This window comes from Nonomuraea sp. bgisy101 (genome assembly GCF_057708945.1).
Map to the genome: position 1 here is coordinate 56,913 of NZ_JBYITD010000041.1, position 19,713 is coordinate 76,625.

Consider the following 19,713-nt stretch of genomic DNA (forward strand, 5'->3'; position numbering starts at 1 on the left):
GCCGCCGTCCGCCGACACGAGTGACGGCGGCGCGGCTCGCCCGGGCGGTCGCCCGGTCAGGATCCTGACCGGGCTTCCTTGAACGCGGTGACGAGATCTCCCGCGACGACGATGGCATGGGCGAAGGTCGGGCCGTTCAGCTCGTGTGCGGCGTGCATCATCTCGGCCTCGAAGGCGGCGGTGGCATCCCGGACCAGCGTCACGTGATAGCCGAGCTCCATGGCGAAACGGCCGGTGGACTCGACGCAGGTGTTCGCCAGCACGCCGACGACCACCACGTGGGTGATGCCGTGCTGCTTGAGCTGGAGGTCCAGGTCGGTGTTGGCGAACCCGCTCTGCCCCCAGTGCTCATGGGCGACGACATCGCCCGGCTGCGGCTGGAAGTCCGGATGGAACTGCCCGCCCCAGGAGCCCCGGGCGAAGGTGTGCCGCTCCTGGATGCCGCGCTGGGTCGGGTTCGGGTGGCCCCAGGTGTCGTAGTCGCCTTCCTGCCAGCGGCGGTGCGGGACGAACATCACGCGCACGCCGGCCGCGCGGGCGGAGGCGATCACCATCCGCAGGTGGTCCAGCAGGCCGACGTCCTGCGCCACGTGCTCGAGGCGGGGCCAGAGCTTGCCGCCCTCGGAGATGAAGTCGTTGTAGGGATCGACCAGAAGGACCGCCGTGTGGCGGGGGTCGTAGCTCTCGGCCACGGTTCCTCCTCAGAGCTGGATGACGGGCCTCGGCGCCCGAAGCGGTGTCACGACGGCGTGGACGTCCTCAGCCTCGAAGTCGCCGTGTCGGCAGGCAGGTCACACGCCGCGCTCCGTCACCTGCCCCGCAGACGCGCACGACGACCTGCCTGCCTGCGGTGATACCCCGAGAGAAGGCCCTCCTGCCCACGCGGTGTGCGGTCAGCGACGGTCGGGACGACGCGGAAACGAGCCTGGCCGGACGCCGGCGGTTCGCCCCGCCTGGCGACGTGCGCTGTCGACGGGCCGGATCCGTCGGCCCAGACGGGCATCCCTGCTATGGCCGTCGAGCTGCACCGTCAAATAGAGGTATGGGCATGCCCCTTCATTGGAAATCACCCCGATTCGCGGAATGCGGAACCCACCCCGACGGTTGCAGCACCACATATCCGGATTAATCACATAATTCCGGGAACCAGCCCGGGCCCCGCGCCCAGGCACAAGAGACCAGACACGGAGTGATCCGCATGTTCACGATGAAGAACGTTCTCGCAGCCGGAGCAGTGGCAGCCTTCGCCCTCGTCGCACCCGCGACCGTGTCGGCCGATGTCTTCAGCACCGACACCGTGGCCGCCGCACACCACATCGCATCCGCCGACAGGCCCGGCCTTGGCAACGGAATCAGCCTGGGCGGCACCAATGCGGGTGGCGGCGGCAGCAACAGAAACAACTAATACACATTTCTGAAATCTTGCGAAAAAGGAAACGAAGAGGCGCCAGAAGCCACGCTTTTCGGCGCCTCTTCGCCGTTGCCGCCCCGCTGCTCGTCAGCGAGTCGGGTACCAACGCCCCACACCACGGCCGGGAAGCATGCACGACGGCCCGATGGCCGGCGAGGCCGAGGAGGCGGACCACAACCCTCCCCGAGGCCCACCCGCCCCACGACGACAGGCAGAGCGGGCCCGGACTCCGGCAACCGGACCAGTTGTCCTCTCCTGGGCACCGCCCGCACGCCCACGGGAGGTCGTCTGGTCCGAGTTGCGCAGGTTGTCGCGGTTGACGAACAGGTACCGGGTCGCGCGCAGCGCCGCCTCGTTCTCCCCGTGCCCGCCGCCGTCGGCGACCGTTCGATCCTGACATTCGTGCCCAGCGCGTACAGGACCAGCAGGAGCCGTCTGCGGATCACCTCGCGTGGGGTGGCACCCCGGATGGCGGCGAGCACGTGCTCACGCTTGCGACTGTAGGCCAGTCGTTCGTAGGCAGCGCGGGCGACCAGGTCGAAAACCGGTCCCACCTTCCTCACCGAGGCCATCGCCGCGCCCGGGACGGTTGCGGCGACGGTGATCGAGCACCGCTCCCGGTCATGGACGAGCGCGGCACCCGCCCGGCCGTTCCGGGCCCTCGCCCCGGTGGTGGACCAGGGTGAGGATGGCGACGGATGGCGGCGTTCAGGGTGCCGGGCGGCCCGTCGCGGCGTGTGCCTGCCGTGATTCGAGTGTCAGGACCACCTGCCGCGGCTGGGTGAATCGCAGCATGTTGCCGGAGGGATCGAGAAAGGCACAGTCGCGGGCGCCGTTGGGCTGGTTGATCGGTTCTTGCATCACTTCGGCGCCTGCGGCCTCGATGCGCTCAAAGATGGCGTCGCAGCTGTCGGTCACGAAGACGAGACGACCCAGCAGGCCCTTGGCCATCAGCTCTGCGATCGCCTGCCGGTCGGCCGGCGAGACACCAGAGTCCGCGCCGGGGGATTCGAGGACGATCTGCACGTCCGGCTGCGACGGCGGGCCGACGCTCATCCATTGCATCCCCTCAGGTCCGTCGTCGTCGCGTATCTCGAAGCCGAGCACGTCTTGGTAGAAGCCGAGCGCCTCGTTGAGGTCGTGGACAGCGAGAGTGCAGGACGAGAGCCTGAGATCCGTGCGGGTCAACGCCGCTCCTTGGCGCCGGCGGTAAGAATGACGATGTCCAGGTCGCGGAGCCGGCGGGGGTCGGTGTCGATATCGATGCGGGTGATCTTGTCGTCGTTGACGGTGAACGTGAAGACCGCTTTCGGTCGGCCCAGGTGCGACCAGACGGCCGCTGGTACGCCGTCGACCAGAGCGAGCCGGGCGGCCTGAGCCCGTCCGGCGAAGAAGGCCGCCACCGCGTCGCCACCGCGGATCTCGCCGACCACGGCGTCCGGATCGAGCAGCTCGAGCAGGGCGGCGAAATCCCCGCCCCGGGCGGCGGCAAGGAAGGCGTCGACGATTTCCCGCTTCGCCGATCGCGCGGCATCGGATGCGCCGGCAGCTCCTTGCACCCGGCGCCGGGCCCTGCTGGCGAGTTGCCGGGCCGCCGCCGGGGAGCGGTTGATGATGGCGCCGATCTCGCCGAACGACACGGCGAACACGTCGTGCAGGACGAACGCGAGCCGCTCGGCGGGAGTCAGCGTGTCCAGCACCACCATCAGCGCGACACCGACCGAATCGGCCAGCAGCGCCTCGTCCTCGGGGCCGGCCTTGCTGGTCGGGTGGATGCTCTCGTGCGACGCGGCCGGCTCGGGCGGCAGCGCTCCGGCCGACTCCTCACGCCGGGTACGGCGTGCCTCGAGCATGTTCAGGCAGACCCGGGCGACGACCGTGGTCAGCCACCCTCCCGGATTCTCCACCTGGCCGGTGTCGGCGCGGCTGACCCGCAGCCACGCCTCCTGCACCGCGTCCTCAGCCTCGCCGGTTGAGCCGAGCATCCGGTAGGCCACCGCGTGCAAGCGGTCTTGGTGCTCGGCGAACCGCTCGCTCACCCAGTCCTGCTCGATCATCTGTCACATTCCTCCGTCTCGCCGGTCATATCAAGTGACCGGCGAACCCACGCCGATGTGACATCCGGGCCTGGCCCGGATGTCCGGCCTGCCAGTTCAGGCGGCACATCACCTCAAGCACACCTCAAGCACAAGGGAGACAAGGCGTGAAAGCGCACGTGAGCTCGATCCTCCTCGGCGTCCGGGACATGGAGGCGTCCAGGCGGTTCTACACAGAGGGGCTCGGCTGGGAGGTCAAGGACGACTACGGCATCTCGGTGTTCTTCGAATCGGATGGAGCCTCGCCCGTCGGCTTCTACGGCCGCGAAGGCCTGGCCGACCAGGTGGGCACGAGCCCGGAGGGCAGTGGCTTCAGCGGACTGGTCCTCACCTATGTCGTCCGTAGTGAGGCGCGGGTCGACGAGATCATCGCGGAGGCCGAAAAGGCCGGCGCCACGATCCTCAAGCCCGCCGGCGCCCTGCCCTGGGGCGGGTACGGCGGCTCCTTCGCTGACCCGGACGGCTACATCTGGAGCCTCGGCTACAGCGCCCAGGGAGAGGATCAGCCCTACGCGGAGTAGCCCGACGAAAGCCTCTGGCGAGTGGGTGACGCGGCCATCGCCGGGGCACGCCGCCGGACTCCTCAGAACCGGTGAGCCCTCGGCATGACCGACGTAACCGCCACCGACGAGTAGGTCCGGCGTCGACGCGAACTCGTGTCGACGCCGAACCACCGTGCGTTGCCGGACCAGGCCTTTAGCCCCGCTCCCAAGATCGTTGGTGTTGGAGTCGGGTTGTGATCGCGTCTCGGCCTGTTCCGTCGGCCCCGTTCTGCCGCTCGTGCCTCGCCTGTGATCTGTTTCCGACATGATCCCTCGCCATGAGAAAGATGATCACGGCACTGGTGGCCGGTGGCGCCCTGGTGGTCACCGCTTTCCCCGCGCACGCGGCGCCCATGGACCCCGTCCTTGCGCTGAAGGCCAAGCTGACGCCCGGACACGGTGTGCGCTTCACCGAAAAGGCCGTTCTGTCGGATGACAAGGAGGAGTGGGAGGTCCAGAGCCGCAAGGGCGCCTTCCAGTTCGACAAGAGGGGCGTCGCAGCCTCCGATGTCACGATCACGACGATCGATTCCGAGCGGCAGCGGGCCATCGGCGTCGACAAGACCACCTACGTCTCCGGCAGCATGCTGGACGGGCGGCTGCCAGAGGGCAAGACCTGGTTGAAGACCCGCGGCGGCGGGCTGTTCGGCTTCTACGGACAGATCATCAATCCGGCCGAGCCCAAGACCTTGGCGGCCCTGATCAAGGGTGGCACGCCGGGCAAGAGCACCGTCACGGGCACGATCACCTTCAAGGAGCTCGAGAGGGTCTCGCCGTGGTTCGCGGCCTCGACCCCAAGCAGCTGGCACGATGGCACCAAGGTCTCCTACACCCTCACACTGACCTCCGCGGGTCTGGTGAGCGGGGTGCGGAGTTCGTACACCGCGACGGGGGTCGTGGGCCGCGGGGACGTCGAGGGCAGAACCATCACCGTCGACAGCCGCTACACCAAGTGGGGCGGCAAGGTGTCGATCAAGGCTCCGGATCCCAGGACGGTGACCAGCGAGCCGCTCAGCTGAAGCCCAGAGCGTGCGACCAGAACCCTCGCCATCCTGATGTGAACGCGGCTGGATGGGGGCAGGCTCGTCACCGCGTGTCGGGGATCGGGCTGTTCCACGTCACGCCGGTGAGGCGTTCCGAGATCTCCCACAGGCGGCGCGCGGTGCCGGTGTCACGCGTGGCTCGGTGCCCGTGCCGGATCGATGGGCGGCCGCGCAGCTCGAGCAGTCCGTCAGGCGCGATGTACTCGCCGCCGCGCAGCTCGGGAGCCGTCGCCGCGTACAGCGAGGTCCTCGCGCCCTCGCCGGTGGGCTGGAAGGCGGCGGCGACGAGCAGCCGGATGAGACTCTGGTACGCGCGGCCGCGACCGGCGTTGGCGCCTCCCGTGAGGACGTTGGTGCGGGTCAGGCCCGGCGCGACCGCCATGCTGCGCAGGCCGGCTGCGCTCGTCCTGCGGTTCAGCTCGGCCGAGAAGTAGAGGTTGGCCCTCTTGGACTGGACATAGGCGAAGGGCGCGCTGTAGCGGCGCTCGGCGTTGAGGTTGTCCAGGTCGAACCTGGCGAAGCGCTGGCCCTCGCTGCTGACCGTCACCACTCTCGGCTCCCGTCCGGCCAGCAGGTACGGCATGAGCAGCCCGGTCAGCGCGAACGTGCCCAGGTGGTTGATGCCGAAGTGGGATTCGAAGCCGTCGGCGGTCCTGGCGAAGGGGACCATCGCGACGCCCGCGTTGTTGACCAGCAGGTCCAGCGGCCCGAGATCCCATCCGGCGGCGAACTCGCGGATGGAGTCGAGGCTCGCCAGGTCGAGGTGGCGCAGCTCGGCCCGCGCGCCCGGCACCCGGTTCCTGAGGCGGTCGAGCGCCGCCCTGCCGCGGTCGAGGCTGCGACAGGCCAGCACGACGTGGGCGCCGCGGCGGGCGAGCTCGCCGGCGGTGACGTGGCCGATGCCGCTGTTGGCGCCGGTCACCACGGCCACCCGTCCTGACTGGTCGGGGATGGAGTCGAGTGTCCACATGGTCGAACCCTTCTCTCATTGCAACTCAGAGTTGCGATAGAGTGATCGTGACATCACATCCACCGATAACGCAACTTGGAGTTGCAATGGAAGGTGTTTCCCCGCGCCCTGCCGCGGTAGGACGCGGCCAGAAGGTACGGGTGGCCGTCCACGCCGCGACGCTGGCCGAACTCGTCGAGAAGGGCTACGCCGCGCTGACCGTCGAGGGCGTCGCCCAGCGAGCCGGGGTGCACAAGACGACGGTCTACCGGCGATGGAAGGACAGGGAGAGCCTGGTCGTCGACGCGCTGTCGGACCGGTCGGCGACCGACGTGCCGATCCCCGACACCGGCTCGGTGGAGTCCGACCTGCGCGAGCTGGCCAGGTCGCTGGTCCGCATGATGACGGGACCCACCGGCCGGGCGCTGCTGGCGGCGATGTTCTCCGGCGCCGCCGACGTGCCAGGGGTCGCCGAGGCCAGGCGCCAGATCTTCGACGACCGGTTCGGGCGCGCCGAACCCGTGGTCGTACGCGCCGTCGAGCGGGGCGAGCTGCCGCCCCGCACCGACCCTTCCACGCTTCTCAAGGCCCTGGCCGCTCCGGTGTACTTCCGGCTGCTGGTCACCGGCGAGCCCGTCGACGAGCACACCGCCGACCACGCGGCCGAGATCGCTATGGCCGCCGCGCGCGCCGGCGTCCTCGGCGCCCCATGAGGCGCTCCCCCTCCCGGCGCCCCAAGCCCCGGCCGGACGGCGACGAGAGTCCTGCGGCGCGGTCCTCCTCCATCCACTCCGAGTGCTCCCTCGCCGCCCAGGCCGGCTCCACGAAGCCCGTGCGCATCCCACGCCGCGCCTGCGGATCCCGGTAGGCCAGCCGGAGGTGCCCGAGCAGGACGACACCGATGGCCAGCGCCGTCACGTCGTGCACGAAGATGGCGCTCGTCCGGGAGATCACCGGCAGGAGTCCGGTGAACCACATGAGCAGCCCGGTGAACATCATGATCGGCACAGCTCCGGCGATCCACCCCGCGTAGATCTTCTGCCCGGCGTTGAACTTGCCGGCAGGCCGCAGACCAGGCGAGGTCCAGCGCCTGCGGACGGCCCGCAGCCACTCCTTGTCGTACTGCGCCAGGCGGTTCAGCCTGCGCAGGTCGGCGCGGAACGCGGACGAGGCGAGCCCGAGCAGGAACGGCACCGGCAGCAGGATCCCCGACCACTCGTGGACGACGACCACCAGGTGGCGGCGGCCGACCAGCTGGGCGAGGGGCGCGACGTACAGGCAGGCCGCCGCTCCCACGCACAGCAGCATGAGCACGGCTGTGGCGCGGTGGACCGACCGCTCGGCGCGGGTGAACCGCGGTATGCGCCGAGAGCGCTCAGGCGGACCTGTCGGCCCCGTCGAGCCAGCCGTCGACGTCATAGCCGTACTCCTCCCAGTAGCCAGGGATTACCTTGTCGGTGACAGAGATGCCGGAAAGCCATTTGGCCGATTTGTAGAAGAACATCGGCGCCACGTAGAGCCGCACGGGCCCGCCGTGATCGTGGGTGACGGGTTCGCCGAGCATCTTCAGCGCCACCAGCACGTCGGAACGGCGTGCCTGCGCGAGCGTGAGGCTTTCGCTGTACACGCCGTCGAAGCAGGTGAAGCGGACCGCCCTGGCCTCGGGCCGCACGCCCGCCGCGTCGAGGAGGTGCGAGAGCGGCACCCCTTCGAAGGGCGTCCTCGGGACCCGCCAGCCGTCGGTGCACTGCACGTCACCGACGACCCTGGTCTGCGGCAACGCGCGCAGGGCGTCGAGCGTGTACGTCGCAGGACGGTCCACGAGACCGTCGACCGTCAGCCGGTAGTTCGTCCTGTCCTTCCGGGGCACCGAGGCCGCCACGCTGAAGTAACGGAAGCCGGCCGGATCGGGCAGCAGCTCGGTGAGTCCGGTCGGGTCGTTCCGCGAGACGGCCCCGAGGACCTTCTCCCAGCCGCCCTGCAGGTAGGGCGCGGTGACGAGGCCGGCGGCGCCGGCACCGAGCATCGAGAACATCACCCGTCGCGCTATGGGTGGACCGCTTTCGGGTCCCTTTCGTGCATCAGTCACCTCGCGATTCGAGCAGCCGCGACTCCCGTTGGCCAGCGATGGCGGGTGTCCGTAAGACTTTCGTCAGTCTTGCTCGGGATGCGCTCCCCTCCGATGTCTGGAGTGGCCGTCACCCCCTTGCTCGCGGGTACCCGGTTCCGTACGGCCGCCCTGACTCCGGAACCGGCCGACCAGGCGGCGTGCGCATCCGGTAGACCGACCGGGGTCGCCCGGTACCCGCCTCGCCGAACTCGGCGCGCGAGCGCGGCGCCTCACGCGCCCCCGTGTTCACGTCTCCCTGCTCAGAAGACCTGGGCGAAGCAGGCAAGGGCGATGGCCACGACGAGCACGGCCACCGACAGCGCCTTCACGTAGTTCGATACATGCGACATGATGCTCCTTCGTTGACGGATGGGCGGGAAACGCCTGGCAGCCGCCGGTCGAGGAGTCCGCCGTCGGCGGCCATGCGACCTCCGTCGCGGCCCTCGCCCGTCGCGGTGACGACCGCGGTGTAGCTGACAGCCATGGCACTTCCCCTTGGACGGGTCCACACGGTCACGTCACCCTTCTAACTGGTGACGATACCCGCAACCCAATCGGCACCTGTCAAGATGGTGACGCCGGCGAGGGCGCGTGCCGGCCACCACGAACGCCCCCTCGTACGCACCGAGCGCGCCCTCCAGCCGGCCGATGCCGACCAGGTCGAGATTGCCGGTCGGCTCGTTCACGAGCCCCGGCCCGGCGCACAGGGACACGGGCCACTCCGGTAGCACCCGGCAGGGACGTTCCGGCGAGTGACGCCCCGCCGGCCTTCACAGCGGCGGCGCCGTTCACCGAGCCAAGCCTGCGAACGCCGCGTGATGGCGAACGCCAGGACGAGGTGACGGGCCCGGAGCGTACCGCCGGCCCGCGTCAACGAGTCAACGAGGGCGCGAGTCGGCCGCGAGTCGTGACTGCAGGCCGTCGAGGACGGCCCGCAGACCGAACTCGAAGGTCGCCTCGGCCGGCTGGGCGGCGGCGGCGTCCGTCGAGGGCGCGGTACGGGCGCGCAGGCGGGGGAACCGCTGAGCGATCTCGCTGATGTGCGCGATCGTGTCGCGCAGCTGCCGTTCCTCGTCGGCGCCCGCGCGGCGCAGCTGTGCCCGCCAGGCCGACTCCGCCGCCTCGCCCTGTGCGGCGCCGATCACGAACATCAGGACCGTCGCGGCGGCCTGGTCCGCGTCCCGATCGGTGAATCCCGCCGCTTCGTAGACGGCCAGGCAGTGCTCGTCGTAGCGGGCCTTGCCGGGACCGTAGATGAGGTGCGTGCTCATGGCCGGTATCAACCAGAAATGCCGGATGATCATCTCGTGGGCGCCGCGCGCCAGCGTCGCCGCCGCCTCGCGCCATCCGACCGCGCCCAGGTCGGGCAGTTCGATCTCGCCGAAGACGTGATCGGCGGCGAGCACCACCAGCTTGTCCTTGCTCTGCACGTGGTAGTACATCGCCGTGGCCGCCGAGCCCAGCTGGGCCCCGAGCCGCCGCATGTTCAGGCCGTTCACGCCTTCGGCGTCGAGGACGTCGACGGCGGCCAGGACGATCTGTTGCTTGGTCAGCGTGTCGCGCGGCATGGGCTGAGAATATCCAGTTGCACTTAGTTCAACTCAGCCCTACTGTTGCACTTAGTTCAAATCTGGCCGCCGAGGAGCAGACATGACCGACCCGGTCCCCCGGGCAGGACGCCGCCCGCGCAGTGTCATCGCCGCCGCGACGCTGCAACTGCTGACCGTGATCCCCTTCCTGCTCGGGACCTTCATCGTTGTCCGCCACGGCGCGGACGCCCAGGCGGCCGCCGAGGCAGAGATCGTGCGGCAGGGACTGCCCGCCGGCATCCTGGCCCAGCACGGCATCTCCTTCGCGGGAAGCGAGACGCCGGCCATCGTGCTCGTCCTCGTCCTGGTGACCCTGGCGCTGCTCAACCTGACCGGCAGGAGGATCGGCCGAGTCCTGTCCTGGGTGTTCCAGCCGGTGCTCTTCGCGATGGGCGTCGTCATCATCCCGAGCCAGCTGTTCACCGCCCAGCTCCTGGAGTCCTCCTTCAAGAGCTCGGGCGACGCCGTGCTGGCGCGCGTCGATGTGCCGGCCCTGGTCGACGCGGCCACGCAGGTCATGCCCGGCTGGGCGCACTCGGCGAGCATCGCCAAGCTCGCCCTGACCACCCTGGGCTCGGTCCTCGTGATCATCCTGCTCGCGGTGCCGTCGGCGCGCGCGTACTTCCGCGAGGCACAGTAGAGGACCTGAACGCCTGTGCGGCCTCGGCGATCGCAAGGCGGCCTCAGCCGGTCTCAGGTTCGCGCGCCGACCTTCGGTACCGTCCGCTCCGTGTGGCCGCGCGCCTGGCGCGGCACGTCAGGACTCCGGCGGGCCGCTGTCGACAGAGTCACGAGCGACCGCGCGATCATCGATCCCGCGAACGCCGCGGCGGCGAACACCCCGAACCTGAGCATGTCGGGCCGGGTCAAGGTCAGCTCCCCCGCGGTGTTCACCAGGAACCCCGTCGTGAAGCACCACACCATCAGGACCGTCGCCGAGGCGGCGAGGGGACTTCGCGACCAGGCCGCGTACGCCCCCGCCACGGCGGCCATCGCGACGACGCGCGGCGTGCCGACGGGGACGAGGACGGCGACGGCGGCACAGGCCGCGACGGTCACCACGAACCCGCCGGCGATCAGGAATTCCACCGGCGGCCTCTCACGAATGACATGCACGATTCATCACACCGCATTACGGAAAGCGCGCGATAAATCACTACGATATCCCTCCGTTTTTATGACGAATCCTGACGCGATAATGACGCGGGACGCGCCGTCCTCAGGACCGACGTCAATCACGTGTCAGGGTTTCGGCGGTCGCCGTTCAGATCCCGTATCGGCCCCGCCCAGGCCGATTTCTCACGCCATAGCGTCACTTTCTACATAAGTTCCCCCAGGAGGAATCACATGTCAGAAGTGCCGCTATTCGTTCCGGTCCGGCAGGGCCGGTTCAGCGCCTCGCTCCGGCTGTTCCGCACGGTCGCAGGCAGGAAGACCGCAGTGGGCTTCACCTCTCCCCTGCGCCTGGCCAAAGCGCTCGGCTCCGGCCAGCAGTGGGTACGGCTCAGCGAGCCGGCCCTGCGCGGCATGCTCAAGGACCTGGACGTCATCGGTGTCGTCGTCGACCCCGCGGGAACGATCACCCGCCCGAGCACCGGAGCAGCCTGATGCGCGCGCTCGAAGCGGCTGCTCCTGTTCGCCGACGATCGTCGCCCGACGGCGGCCCTGCCAGGTGGGATTCATTGGTTTAACCGTTTGCGGGCGCTCTTCACGGTGTGATGGGATGCCGCGCTGTGACAGCCATGAGCGGCCTCATCCGCCCCCACGACTACCCGCGCTCCTCTCGCTACGACCCCGGTTGGCTTGTTGGTCTGGACATGGGGCCGAACCCGCTGTGGCTGCTGGAGGACCTCTCCCGCGATCTCGAACTCAAGCCGGGCATGCGGGTTCTCGACCTCGGCTCCGGCATGGGCGCCACGTCGGTGTTCCTGGCCCGCGAGTTCGGCGTGGACGTCGTGGCCGCCGACCTGTGGATCGCGCCGGAGAAGGCCGAGGCCGTCTTCGCCGAGGCGGGCGTCGCGCACCAGGTACGCGCCGTGAGCGCCGAGGCGCACGCCCTGCCGTTCGAGCCGGAGTCCTTCGACGCGATCGTCAGCATCGACGCCTACGAGTACTTCGGCACCGCTGACAGCTACCTGGCCTACATCACCCGCTTCCTCAAGCCGGGCGGTCAGCTGGGGGTCGCCACCCCCGGCATGACGCGCGAGGTCCGCGACCTCGGCGCCATCCCGCCGCACGTCAAGGCCCTCGTCGGGTGGGAGGCGATCGCCTGGCACACCGCCGACTGGTGGCGCTTCCAGTGGGACATCACCGAGCTGGTCACCGTCACCTCCGCCCGGCTGCAGGAGAACGGCTGGCACGACTGGCTGCTGTGGTCCAGGGCCTGCCTCGAACACGGCGCCACCGACAGGGATGTCGTCGAGCGGACGATCGCCATGCTGGAGGCCGACCGGGGTGAGTACCTGTCCTTCGCCCTGGTGAGCGCGCGCAAGAACGCCGCCCCTGCGTCCTGACGCAGGGGGTCGGGCAGGGCGTCCCGGTCGCGCCCTGCCCCGCACGTCGCCGTCCCCCGGCGCCGTCGTCGACGTCATGGCCGGCGGCGGCGCTCGCCGTATGAGGAGCGACGCCCATCCCCGCCCCCTGCGGCGGACGCTTATGTCCGGAACCGGCGGCAACCAGCCTCTTCGAGCTGGTGTGTGGACTTCGAGCGGGCGCGAAGATGCGCGCTTTCGCCCTGCCTGCCGAGCCCGTGAGGAACGCGACCGGCGCCCATGACCTGCGGACGGCACGGCGCAGGGACACCCGGCGCAGGGACGCTCGGCACGGCGCAGGGACGCTCGGCACACGCGACGGCGCCCGCGGAGCCGGTCTTGGGGACGGCCGGCGATCGGCCCGTCAGTGACACCCGGATGAGGTTCCCGCCCCGGGCGGGCGCGGCGAGGAGCCGCGGTAGCCGGGGTGGACGCCCGGGCTGAGGCCCTGGTCCTCGGCGATCACCGTCAGCAGCGCGATGAGCTGCTTGCGCTGGTCAGGATCCAAGGCCGAGGTGAAGTCGGCCTCGTGTGCCATCGCGGTCCTCGCGATGTCGTCCATGACGCGCGCCGCGTCCGGGGTCAGGTGCAGCTCGTAGTTGCGGCGGTCGCCGGTGGACCGGCGGCGCTCCACCAGTCCCGCCCGGTCCAGCGGGTCGATCAGGGAGGTGACGCGGCTCGGCACCACGCCGAGGTCTTCGGCCAGCGACTGCTGGCTGCGGCCGGGCCTGGCGGCGATCATCCGCAGCAGCCCGACGTCGGCGGGCGACAGGCCGAGCTCGGCGGTCCGCGCGGCGAACCGGTTCGCGGCGTGCGCGCCGAGCTGCGCGAGCAGGAACGCGGCGCCCATCGGATGGTTGCGGGACTCGGTCACGGCGCATACTGTACTCCACGCAGAATGATTCACACGAGTGAACCTTTCTCTAGAGAGAAGTGATGTGTGATGACAACCGATTGGCCGCGATATCCCGGACTGGACGGCAAGGTCGCCCTGGTCACCGGCGGTTCACGTGGCATCGGCGCGGCGGCCTGCCGCGCCCTGGCCGCCAACGGCGTCAGCGTCGCGGTCACCGGCCGCGACTCCGCGGCGGTCGCCCGCGTCGTCGCGTCGATCACCGACGAGGGCGGGCGAGCGCTCGCGGCGCCCGGCGACGTGACCGATGCGGGCACGCTCGCCCGCATCCGTGCGAGCGTGGAGAGCGAGCTTGGACCGGTGGAGATCCTTGCCCCGTTCGCCGGCGGGCAGGGCGCGCCCGCGCCGACCGCCGAGCTCGACCCTGCCCGATGGCGCTCCGTGCTGGAATCCGATCTGACGTCGGTGTTCCTCACGGTCCACGAGTTCCTGCCGAGCATGCTCAGGCACCGTGCCGGGTCGATCATCCTGATGTCGTCCACGGCGGGCCGCCGCCCTGGCGGCGCCAACGCCGCCTACGCCGCAGCCAAGGCCGGCGTCGTCATGTTCGCCCAGCACCTGGCCGCCGAGGTCGGCGGCGACGGAGTGCGTGTCAACTGCCTGGCACCCTCGGCCGTGCTCAACGACAAGCTCGGCTCCCTGCCCGCCGAACGGCTCGAGCAGCTGGCGGCGGCGTTCCCCCTCGGCCGCATCGGCGAGCCCGACGACATCGCGCAGGCGGTCCTCTACCTCGCCTCGCCCGCCTCGTCCTGGGTGACCGGCGCGACGTTCGACCTCACGGGAGGACGGGTGACCGGATGACCGCCCCCGCCCACCGCACCCACGCCGGCCGCCTGCGGCCGGCGAGCGTACCGGGACCCGCGCAGCCACCCGCCCACCACCCGAACGGAGACCTCCCCATGACCGACCCGACAACCGAAGCGACTCCGGACTCGACGCCCGGCGCGACTCCGGACTCGACGCCCGGCGCGACTCCTGACCCGACGACCGGCGCGACTTCGGACTCGACGCCTGGCGCGACTCCCCACCTGGAGACCGAAGCGACTCCCCATCCGGCTTTCGATCCGATGGCCGTACGGCTCGTCCGGTTCCAGCGGCCCACCACCGCCCTGCCGTATCTGGCGGGCGCGGACGAGACCCGCGTCGCCGCCCTGTTCGGCCTCGACGCCCCCGCCTACCGCGCGCTGCTCGACGACTTCGAGCGGCAGACCCGGCAGGCGGCCGAGACCCTGCTCGCGCGCACGGATTTCGCCGACGCCGTGGACCGGCTGCCGCTGAACGACTCCCCCCACATCGTCGCCATCGGCGAGAGCACCACCGCCGACCGGCTGTCGTGGTTCGAGATCCTGCGGCACGCCGTGACGCTGCGCCGCCCCGCCGACGCCGTCCGGTTCACCAACCTGGCCGTCTCCGGCTGCACCACCACCCAGGCGCTCTCCTACACGCCCGCGCTCGCGTTCCAGCGGCCCGACATGGTGCTGTGCATGCTCGGCGGCAACGACGCGCAGCATCCCGCGCCCGGCGCGCCGACCCAGGTCGGACTGCCCGAAACCCAACGTAACCTGGCCCTGCTGCACGACCTCGCCCGGCAGCGCGGGCCGGTGCGCTGGACATGGCTCACCCCCAGCGCGGTGGACGAGTCGCGCGTCGCCGAATATCCGCACTTCCGGCGCGCCGGGATCAGCTGGGCCAACAAGGACATCGACGAGATCGCCGAATACCTGCTGGACCGGCCGGAACCCACCGTGGACACGAGATTCGACGCCTCGGCCGAGGGCCTCTATCTGGACGACGGCGTTCACCTCGACATCGCCGGTCAGTGCGAGGTCGTCACCGCCGTCGTCCACGCGATGGCCGGTGCGGCGTGAAGCTGATGGTCTTCGGCGCGACCGGGGGCACCGGACGCCAGGTGGTCGAGCAGGCGGTCACCGCAGGGCACGACGTCACCGTCCTGGCGCGCGACCCTGCCCGCGTCTCCGCGCGCGACCAGGTGACCGTGATCGGCGGCGACGTGCTGACGCCGGAGACCTGGCACGTCGCCGTCGCCGGCCAGGAGGCCGTGCTGTCGTGCCTGGGCAGCACGGATCGCCGCCACCCCACCACGGTCTATTCCGCGGGCACCGCCAACATCCTCGCCGCGATGCGCGACGGCGGGGTGAGCCGTCTGCTGTGCCTGTCGTCGGCGGGCCTGGAGATCGCGCCGGGCACGCCGCTCGGACAGCGCCTCGTCACCCGGTACGTGATCCAGCGCCTCTACCGGCACGGCTACGCCGACATGACGCGCATGGAGCGGGTGGTGGCCGCCGCCCGCGACCTCTACTGGACCATCGTGCGCGCACCGATGCTGACCGACGGGCCGGTGACCGGCGACTACCGCACCGCCGAGAACGCCCACCTCGCCAAGGCGAGGTCGATCTCCCGTGCCGACCTCGCCCACTACCTGCTGACCCACGTCGCCGACGAGGCGAGCCGGCACGCCGTCGTCGAAATCTCCGGCTGACCGAGACCGCCGCCGTTCCCGCCGGGGGCACGGGAACGGCGGCACACCACGCTCCCGCCGCGACCGGTAGCCGACCGGTCGCGCAAGAGAGCGGCCACATGCAGCGGAGATCGCGAAACGTACGTACAAATCGGGATCTATCCCGTTAAGGTGCATGAGGTCCGTCCCGGCCGTCTCAGGAGCCACTCCCCTCATGCCGAACGCCGAACCGCTGCGTCCAGACGACCCCCAGGCGATCGCGGCCTACCGGATCGTCGGACGGCTCGGCGAGGGTGGCCAGGGCGTCGTCTACCTCGGTCAGGCTCCGGACGGCCGACCGGTGGCCGTCAAGGTGCTGCGGCAGTCCGTCGGCGGCGACGACCGCTTCGCCAGGGAGGTCGCCGCGGCCCGGCGCGTGGAGCCGTTCTGCATCGCCCAGGTGCTCGACGCGTCGACGGGCGGGCGCCCGTACATCGTCAGCGAGTACGTCGACGGGCCCTCCCTGCAGCAGTCGGGCCGCCATTACGGCGCCGACCTGCAGCGCCTGGCCGTCAGCACGGCCACGGCGCTGACCGCCATCCATGAGGCGGGCATCGTGCACCGCGACTTCAAGCCCGCCAACGTGCTGCTCGGACGGGACGGGCCGCGCGTCGTCGACTTCGGCATCGCCCGGGTGGCCGATTCCGCGGTCACCGTCACCAGCAGCGTCGTCGGGACGCCCGCGTACATGGCGCCCGAGCAGCTCGCGGGCGCGCGCGTCGGCCCCGCGGCGGACGTCTTCGCCTGGGCTGCGGTCATGGTGTTCGCGGGGACGGGCACGCCGCCGTTCGGCAACGACTCGCTGCCGGCGGTCATCACTCGCATCCTGAACCAGGAGCCGTTCCTGGGCGACCTGCCGGAGCCGTTGCGCTCCGTCGTGTACGCCTGCCTGGCCAAGGACCCCGGCGCCCGCCCGCAGATGCGGGACGTCCTGCTGGGCCTGCTCGGCGGGCAACCGGCCACCACCGTGGGGAACCGGCACCCGCCGTCGGGTCAGCAGGCGCCGCCCTGGCACCGCCACGCCCAGGCGGGCGGCCCGCCCGCCACCCTTCCGCCGGGCCGGGCGAGACCGCGCGTGCCGCTGCTCGCCGCCGCCTCCGGAGCCGTCGCCGTGTGCCTGGCGGCCGGCGTCGTCGTCTGGAACGCCTGGCCGGGCACCGACACCACCCGGTCCGCGCTTGCCGCTGGCTCCAGTGAGCCGTCCCCTTCGGCGACCACCTCGCCCGAGCGAGGCGAGACCGTCGCGCCCAGGGAGAGACGAACCCCGACGGCCACCCGGACGACCATGCGCCCACGCCCCACGCCCAGGCCGTCGCAGGAGCGCGCGACCGTCCGTCCTACGCCTGCGGACACGCCCACGCCGACGAGGAGACCGGCGACGAACAGCCCGACGACGAAGAACCCCGCGACGCGGAAACCGGCGACGAAGAGTCCGTCGCCCACCGCGAGCAGGCCCAAGGCCGCCTCGTTCAGCCTCGCCTACGTGCGGGTCGCCGGCGCGTCCAGGATCAACGGCGACGGTGTCACCTGCTACTCAGGCTCGGTGAGCTTCGGCATCGCCCTGGGCGCGACCGAGATGGGGGCTCCGTTCTCCTACCAGTGGCTCGTCGACGGACAGGCGATCGAAAGCGGCTCCAGGCGGCTGCCGTCCTACGGCCGAGACGACTATTTCGGATCGAAGAGGCAGATCACTCCCGATCTCGGGTCCACGCACACAGTCGTCTTCCAGCTCACCTCGCCGGTGCGGAAGACCAAGTCGGCCACATGGACCATGTGCTGACGCGGCTCTCCCAGAAGGGGCGGCCCTTCTTGACGAGCAGCGCCCGCGCGGGCCGACCCGAGCAGCAGGCGCCGAGACCGGACGAGCAGGTCCGCGCACAACCGCAGGCGGCTCGAGAGGATCTCTCCGGACGGATCAGTCCGTCCTGACGGCGGAACCGACCGTCGCGGCGGTGACGGCGATGAAGGGGGCGCGCCGGGTTCATGATTGGGTAGGGCGCATGGTGCGTGAAGCGGGTAAATCGACGGCGGCTAGGGGAGGTCGCGGCGAGGCGATCGCGACCCCTGCCGCACTCCTCGCCGCGCCTGGCTACGTGGCCCGGCGGCTCTACCAGTCCTATGTCGCGCTGTGGACGCGCATGGTCGATCCGGTCCTGACCGGCCCGCAGTTCGCGGTGCTCACGGCCGTGGACAACCATCCCGGTGTCGACCAGGGCTCGCTCGCCTCGTCGGTGGCGCTCGACCGGTCCACGATGGCCGACATCGTCCGGCGGCTGGAGGACAACGGGCTGATCGTCCGGCACACCGCGTTGCACGACGGCCGCCGCAAGCTGCTGCACCTCACCGAGGAGGGAGCGCGGCGCCTCGACGAGGTGAACCGGCGCGCCCGGGCGCTCGACGAGCAGTTGCTGGAGGGCTATTCACCGGCCGAACGGGACCGCGTTCTGCGCGAGATGACAGCGCTGGCCGCCCGCTGGGAAGGGCTCATGGGCGACGAGTGACGCGGTCCTGAAGCGGCGCGCGAAGCGTCCGCATCCTGGCCTACCTCTTGCTTTTTCCGGATCGTCCGTGTTCGGATTAGTTTTGCCGGACGCAGCACCCGTGCTTCCACCGCGAAGGCGGAACGGCTGTGATCTGCGTGCCCGCGAACAGCCGCAACGGCATCCGAGATGACATTCCGAGGGGTTGGAGGAGCCATTGGCGCCGAGCCAGTCGTACCGCGTGACGATCGTCGGAGGTGGGCTCGGCGGGCTGACCGCCGCGCTGGCACTGCGGCAGCGCGGCCTGCGTGTCACGGTCCTCGAGCAGGCCGCCGAACTGGGCGAGGTCGGCGCCGGCATCCAGACCGCGCCGAACGCCAGCCGCGTCCTGCTCGGGCTCGGGCTGCGCGCCGCTCTCGAGGAGATCCACACCGAGCCGCTGGACCAGGTGCGCCGCCGCTGGCAGGACGGCAGCGTGATCGGCCTGACCCCGCTCGGCGACTTCTGCAAGCGCGAGTACAACGCCCCCTACTGGCACTATCACCGCGCCGACCTGCACAAGGTGCTCCTGGACGCGTGCCTGGACGAGGCCCGCCCCGGCCCGGTCGTGCGCGTGCGCACGGGGTGCAGGGTCGTGGCCGTCGACCGCTCGAACCCCGCCAGGCCCGCCGCGCTCACCGCCGCGGGCGAGCGGTACGAGGCCGACGTCCTGGTCGGCGCGGACGGCATCCGCTCCGGCGTACGCGACGCGCTGGGCCTGCCCGACACCCTGCTCTTCTCCGGCGAGATGGCCTACCGCGCGCTCATCCCAGGAGACAAGATCGCCGCGGACCCGGCGACACGCTGGCTGGTGGATCGATTCCAGAGCACGATCTGGTACGGGCCCGACCGGCACCTGGTCCACTACATGATCCGCGGCGGAGAGTGGCTCAACGTCGTCGCGATCGTGCCCTGCTCGCCCGAGGTCGAGCGGCGGTGGACCGTACCGGCCACGGTGGACGAGCTCGCCGACGCCTTCCCCGGCTGGGACGACCGGGTCGCCCTGATGCTCTCCAAGGCCGAAGGCGACGTCTCCGCATGGGCCATGTACCACCGCCGCCGTGATCCGGTGTGGGTGGACGGCCACGTGGCCCTGCTCGGCGACGCCTGCCACGCCATGCTGCCCTACCAGGCGCAGGGCGCCTCGCAGGCCATGGAGGACGCGGCCGTGCTCGCCGAGGAGCTCGGCGCCGTACCGGCCGAGGGCGTGCGGGCCGCCCTCACGCGGTACGTGGCGCGCCGCGCCAAGCACGCCGGCATGGTCCAGGACGCCGCCTGGCGCAACATGTCCCTCTACCACCTGCCCGACGGCCCTGAGCAGCGGGCCCGCGACGAGAGGCTCAAGCGGTTCGACGGCGAGTCCGACGTCTCTTACGAGTGGCTGTGGAACGGCACCCCGTTGAACGACCCCGACGAGGAGAGCTTCTCCTACCAGTTCCACAACTGACAGGCCCCCGGACCCGACGGGTCCCGGGCACCCCCGGGGACGCTC

General features: G+C 70.7%; 22 protein-coding genes. 13 read left to right on the forward strand and 9 right to left on the reverse strand.

Annotation, left to right across the window (positions count from 1 at the left end; all coding sequences use genetic code 11):
• Positions 1-56: 56 nt before the first annotated feature.
• Positions 57-692 carry a cysteine hydrolase family protein gene (locus AC3EO4_RS47335; RefSeq protein ID WP_431902602.1) on the reverse strand — a complete coding sequence of 212 codons (636 nt, stop codon included), beginning with the start codon at positions 690-692 and terminating at the stop codon, positions 57-59.
• 506 nt (positions 693-1,198) lie between these two features.
• Between AC3EO4_RS47335 and AC3EO4_RS47340 the strand changes: the two genes are divergently transcribed.
• Positions 1,199-1,405: a hypothetical protein gene (locus tag AC3EO4_RS47340; RefSeq protein WP_379577391.1), complete on the forward strand. Its 207-nt coding sequence runs from the start codon at positions 1,199-1,201 to the stop codon at positions 1,403-1,405.
• A gap of 714 nt (positions 1,406-2,119) precedes the next feature.
• Here AC3EO4_RS47340 and AC3EO4_RS47345 read toward each other — a convergent pair.
• Positions 2,120-2,599 carry a VOC family protein gene (locus tag AC3EO4_RS47345; protein WP_431902603.1) on the reverse strand — a complete coding sequence of 160 codons (480 nt, stop codon included), beginning with the start codon at positions 2,597-2,599 and terminating at the stop codon, positions 2,120-2,122.
• Entirely contained in the window at positions 2,596-3,468 is an 873-nt protein-coding gene (locus AC3EO4_RS47350) for a sigma-70 family RNA polymerase sigma factor (RefSeq protein ID WP_379577414.1), read from the reverse strand. The genes AC3EO4_RS47345 and AC3EO4_RS47350 overlap by 4 nt, the downstream gene beginning before the upstream one ends.
• A gap of 146 nt (positions 3,469-3,614) precedes the next feature.
• Here AC3EO4_RS47350 and AC3EO4_RS47355 point away from each other — a divergent pair, with 146 nt between their 5' ends.
• Positions 3,615-4,028: a VOC family protein gene (locus AC3EO4_RS47355; RefSeq protein ID WP_379577416.1), complete on the forward strand. Its 414-nt coding sequence runs from the start codon at positions 3,615-3,617 to the stop codon at positions 4,026-4,028.
• Between the two features lie 299 nt (positions 4,029-4,327).
• Complete coding sequence (locus AC3EO4_RS47360) at positions 4,328-5,068, forward strand: hypothetical protein (protein WP_379577418.1); 741 nt, start codon at positions 4,328-4,330, stop codon at positions 5,066-5,068.
• Positions 5,069-5,135: 67 nt separating this feature from the next.
• Here the strand turns inward: AC3EO4_RS47360 and AC3EO4_RS47365 are convergent, their stop codons facing one another.
• Positions 5,136-6,062, reverse strand: coding sequence for an oxidoreductase (locus AC3EO4_RS47365; protein ID WP_379577420.1), 927 nt, complete (start codon positions 6,060-6,062; stop codon positions 5,136-5,138).
• An 86-nt stretch (positions 6,063-6,148) separates the two neighbouring features.
• On the opposite strand from AC3EO4_RS47365, the gene AC3EO4_RS47370 reads away from it, so the two are divergent.
• Positions 6,149-6,754 carry a TetR/AcrR family transcriptional regulator gene (locus tag AC3EO4_RS47370; RefSeq protein ID WP_379577422.1) on the forward strand — a complete coding sequence of 202 codons (606 nt, stop codon included), beginning with the start codon at positions 6,149-6,151 and terminating at the stop codon, positions 6,752-6,754.
• On the opposite strand, the gene AC3EO4_RS47375 is transcribed toward AC3EO4_RS47370, so the two are convergent.
• From AC3EO4_RS47375 to AC3EO4_RS47385, 3 genes are all read right to left on the reverse strand, one after another.
• Positions 6,714-7,460, reverse strand: coding sequence for a cytochrome b/b6 domain-containing protein (locus tag AC3EO4_RS47375; RefSeq protein ID WP_379577424.1), 747 nt, complete (start codon positions 7,458-7,460; stop codon positions 6,714-6,716). The two genes, AC3EO4_RS47370 and AC3EO4_RS47375, sit on opposite strands and share 41 nt — an antisense overlap.
• Positions 7,417-8,076, reverse strand: coding sequence for a molybdopterin-dependent oxidoreductase (locus tag AC3EO4_RS47380; protein ID WP_379577426.1), 660 nt, complete (start codon positions 8,074-8,076; stop codon positions 7,417-7,419). The genes AC3EO4_RS47375 and AC3EO4_RS47380 overlap by 44 nt, the downstream gene beginning before the upstream one ends.
• A gap of 953 nt (positions 8,077-9,029) precedes the next feature.
• A complete protein-coding gene (locus AC3EO4_RS47385) occupies positions 9,030-9,719 on the reverse strand; it encodes a TetR/AcrR family transcriptional regulator C-terminal domain-containing protein (RefSeq protein ID WP_431902605.1) in 690 nt (229 codons plus the stop codon).
• An 82-nt stretch (positions 9,720-9,801) separates the two neighbouring features.
• Between AC3EO4_RS47385 and AC3EO4_RS47390 the strand changes: the two genes are divergently transcribed.
• Positions 9,802-10,380, forward strand: coding sequence for a hypothetical protein (locus AC3EO4_RS47390; protein WP_431902607.1), 579 nt, complete (start codon positions 9,802-9,804; stop codon positions 10,378-10,380).
• A gap of 53 nt (positions 10,381-10,433) precedes the next feature.
• Here AC3EO4_RS47390 and AC3EO4_RS47395 read toward each other — a convergent pair whose 3' ends face one another.
• Complete coding sequence (locus AC3EO4_RS47395; RefSeq protein ID WP_431902609.1) at positions 10,434-10,829, reverse strand: hypothetical protein; 396 nt, start codon at positions 10,827-10,829, stop codon at positions 10,434-10,436.
• Between the two features lie 267 nt (positions 10,830-11,096).
• Here AC3EO4_RS47395 and AC3EO4_RS47400 point away from each other — a divergent pair, with 267 nt between their 5' ends.
• Positions 11,097-11,348 carry an SAV_915 family protein gene (locus AC3EO4_RS47400; RefSeq protein WP_379577434.1) on the forward strand — a complete coding sequence of 84 codons (252 nt, stop codon included), beginning with the start codon at positions 11,097-11,099 and terminating at the stop codon, positions 11,346-11,348.
• Between the two features lie 134 nt (positions 11,349-11,482).
• Positions 11,483-12,253 (forward strand): SAM-dependent methyltransferase, encoded by a 771-nt coding sequence (locus tag AC3EO4_RS47405; protein WP_431902611.1) that lies wholly within the window; start codon positions 11,483-11,485, stop codon positions 12,251-12,253.
• A 382-nt stretch (positions 12,254-12,635) separates the two neighbouring features.
• On the opposite strand, the gene AC3EO4_RS47410 is transcribed toward AC3EO4_RS47405, so the two are convergent.
• A complete protein-coding gene (locus AC3EO4_RS47410; RefSeq protein ID WP_379577438.1) occupies positions 12,636-13,145 on the reverse strand; it encodes a MarR family winged helix-turn-helix transcriptional regulator in 510 nt (169 codons plus the stop codon).
• Between the two features lie 69 nt (positions 13,146-13,214).
• Here AC3EO4_RS47410 and AC3EO4_RS47415 point away from each other — a divergent pair, with 69 nt between their 5' ends.
• The 6 genes from AC3EO4_RS47415 (at position 13,215) to AC3EO4_RS47440 (ending at position 19,668) form a co-directional block, all read left to right on the forward strand.
• A complete protein-coding gene (locus AC3EO4_RS47415; RefSeq protein ID WP_379577440.1) occupies positions 13,215-13,985 on the forward strand; it encodes an SDR family NAD(P)-dependent oxidoreductase in 771 nt (256 codons plus the stop codon).
• Positions 13,986-14,083: 98 nt separating this feature from the next.
• Positions 14,084-15,052 (forward strand): SGNH/GDSL hydrolase family protein, encoded by a 969-nt coding sequence (locus AC3EO4_RS47420; RefSeq protein ID WP_379577442.1) that lies wholly within the window; start codon positions 14,084-14,086, stop codon positions 15,050-15,052.
• 5 nt (positions 15,053-15,057) lie between these two features.
• Positions 15,058-15,684 (forward strand): NAD(P)-dependent oxidoreductase, encoded by a 627-nt coding sequence (locus AC3EO4_RS47425; protein WP_379577605.1) that lies wholly within the window; start codon positions 15,058-15,060, stop codon positions 15,682-15,684.
• A gap of 193 nt (positions 15,685-15,877) precedes the next feature.
• The gene (locus tag AC3EO4_RS47430; RefSeq protein WP_431902613.1) at positions 15,878-17,482 is read left to right on the forward strand and encodes a serine/threonine-protein kinase; all 1,605 of its coding nucleotides are present in this window, start codon (positions 15,878-15,880) and stop codon (positions 17,480-17,482) included.
• A gap of 220 nt (positions 17,483-17,702) precedes the next feature.
• Positions 17,703-18,203: a MarR family winged helix-turn-helix transcriptional regulator gene (locus AC3EO4_RS47435; protein WP_379577446.1), complete on the forward strand. Its 501-nt coding sequence runs from the start codon at positions 17,703-17,705 to the stop codon at positions 18,201-18,203.
• Between the two features lie 220 nt (positions 18,204-18,423).
• Positions 18,424-19,668 carry an FAD-dependent monooxygenase gene (locus AC3EO4_RS47440; RefSeq protein ID WP_431902614.1) on the forward strand — a complete coding sequence of 415 codons (1,245 nt, stop codon included), beginning with the start codon at positions 18,424-18,426 and terminating at the stop codon, positions 19,666-19,668.
• The last annotated feature ends 45 nt before the right edge of the window (positions 19,669-19,713 follow it).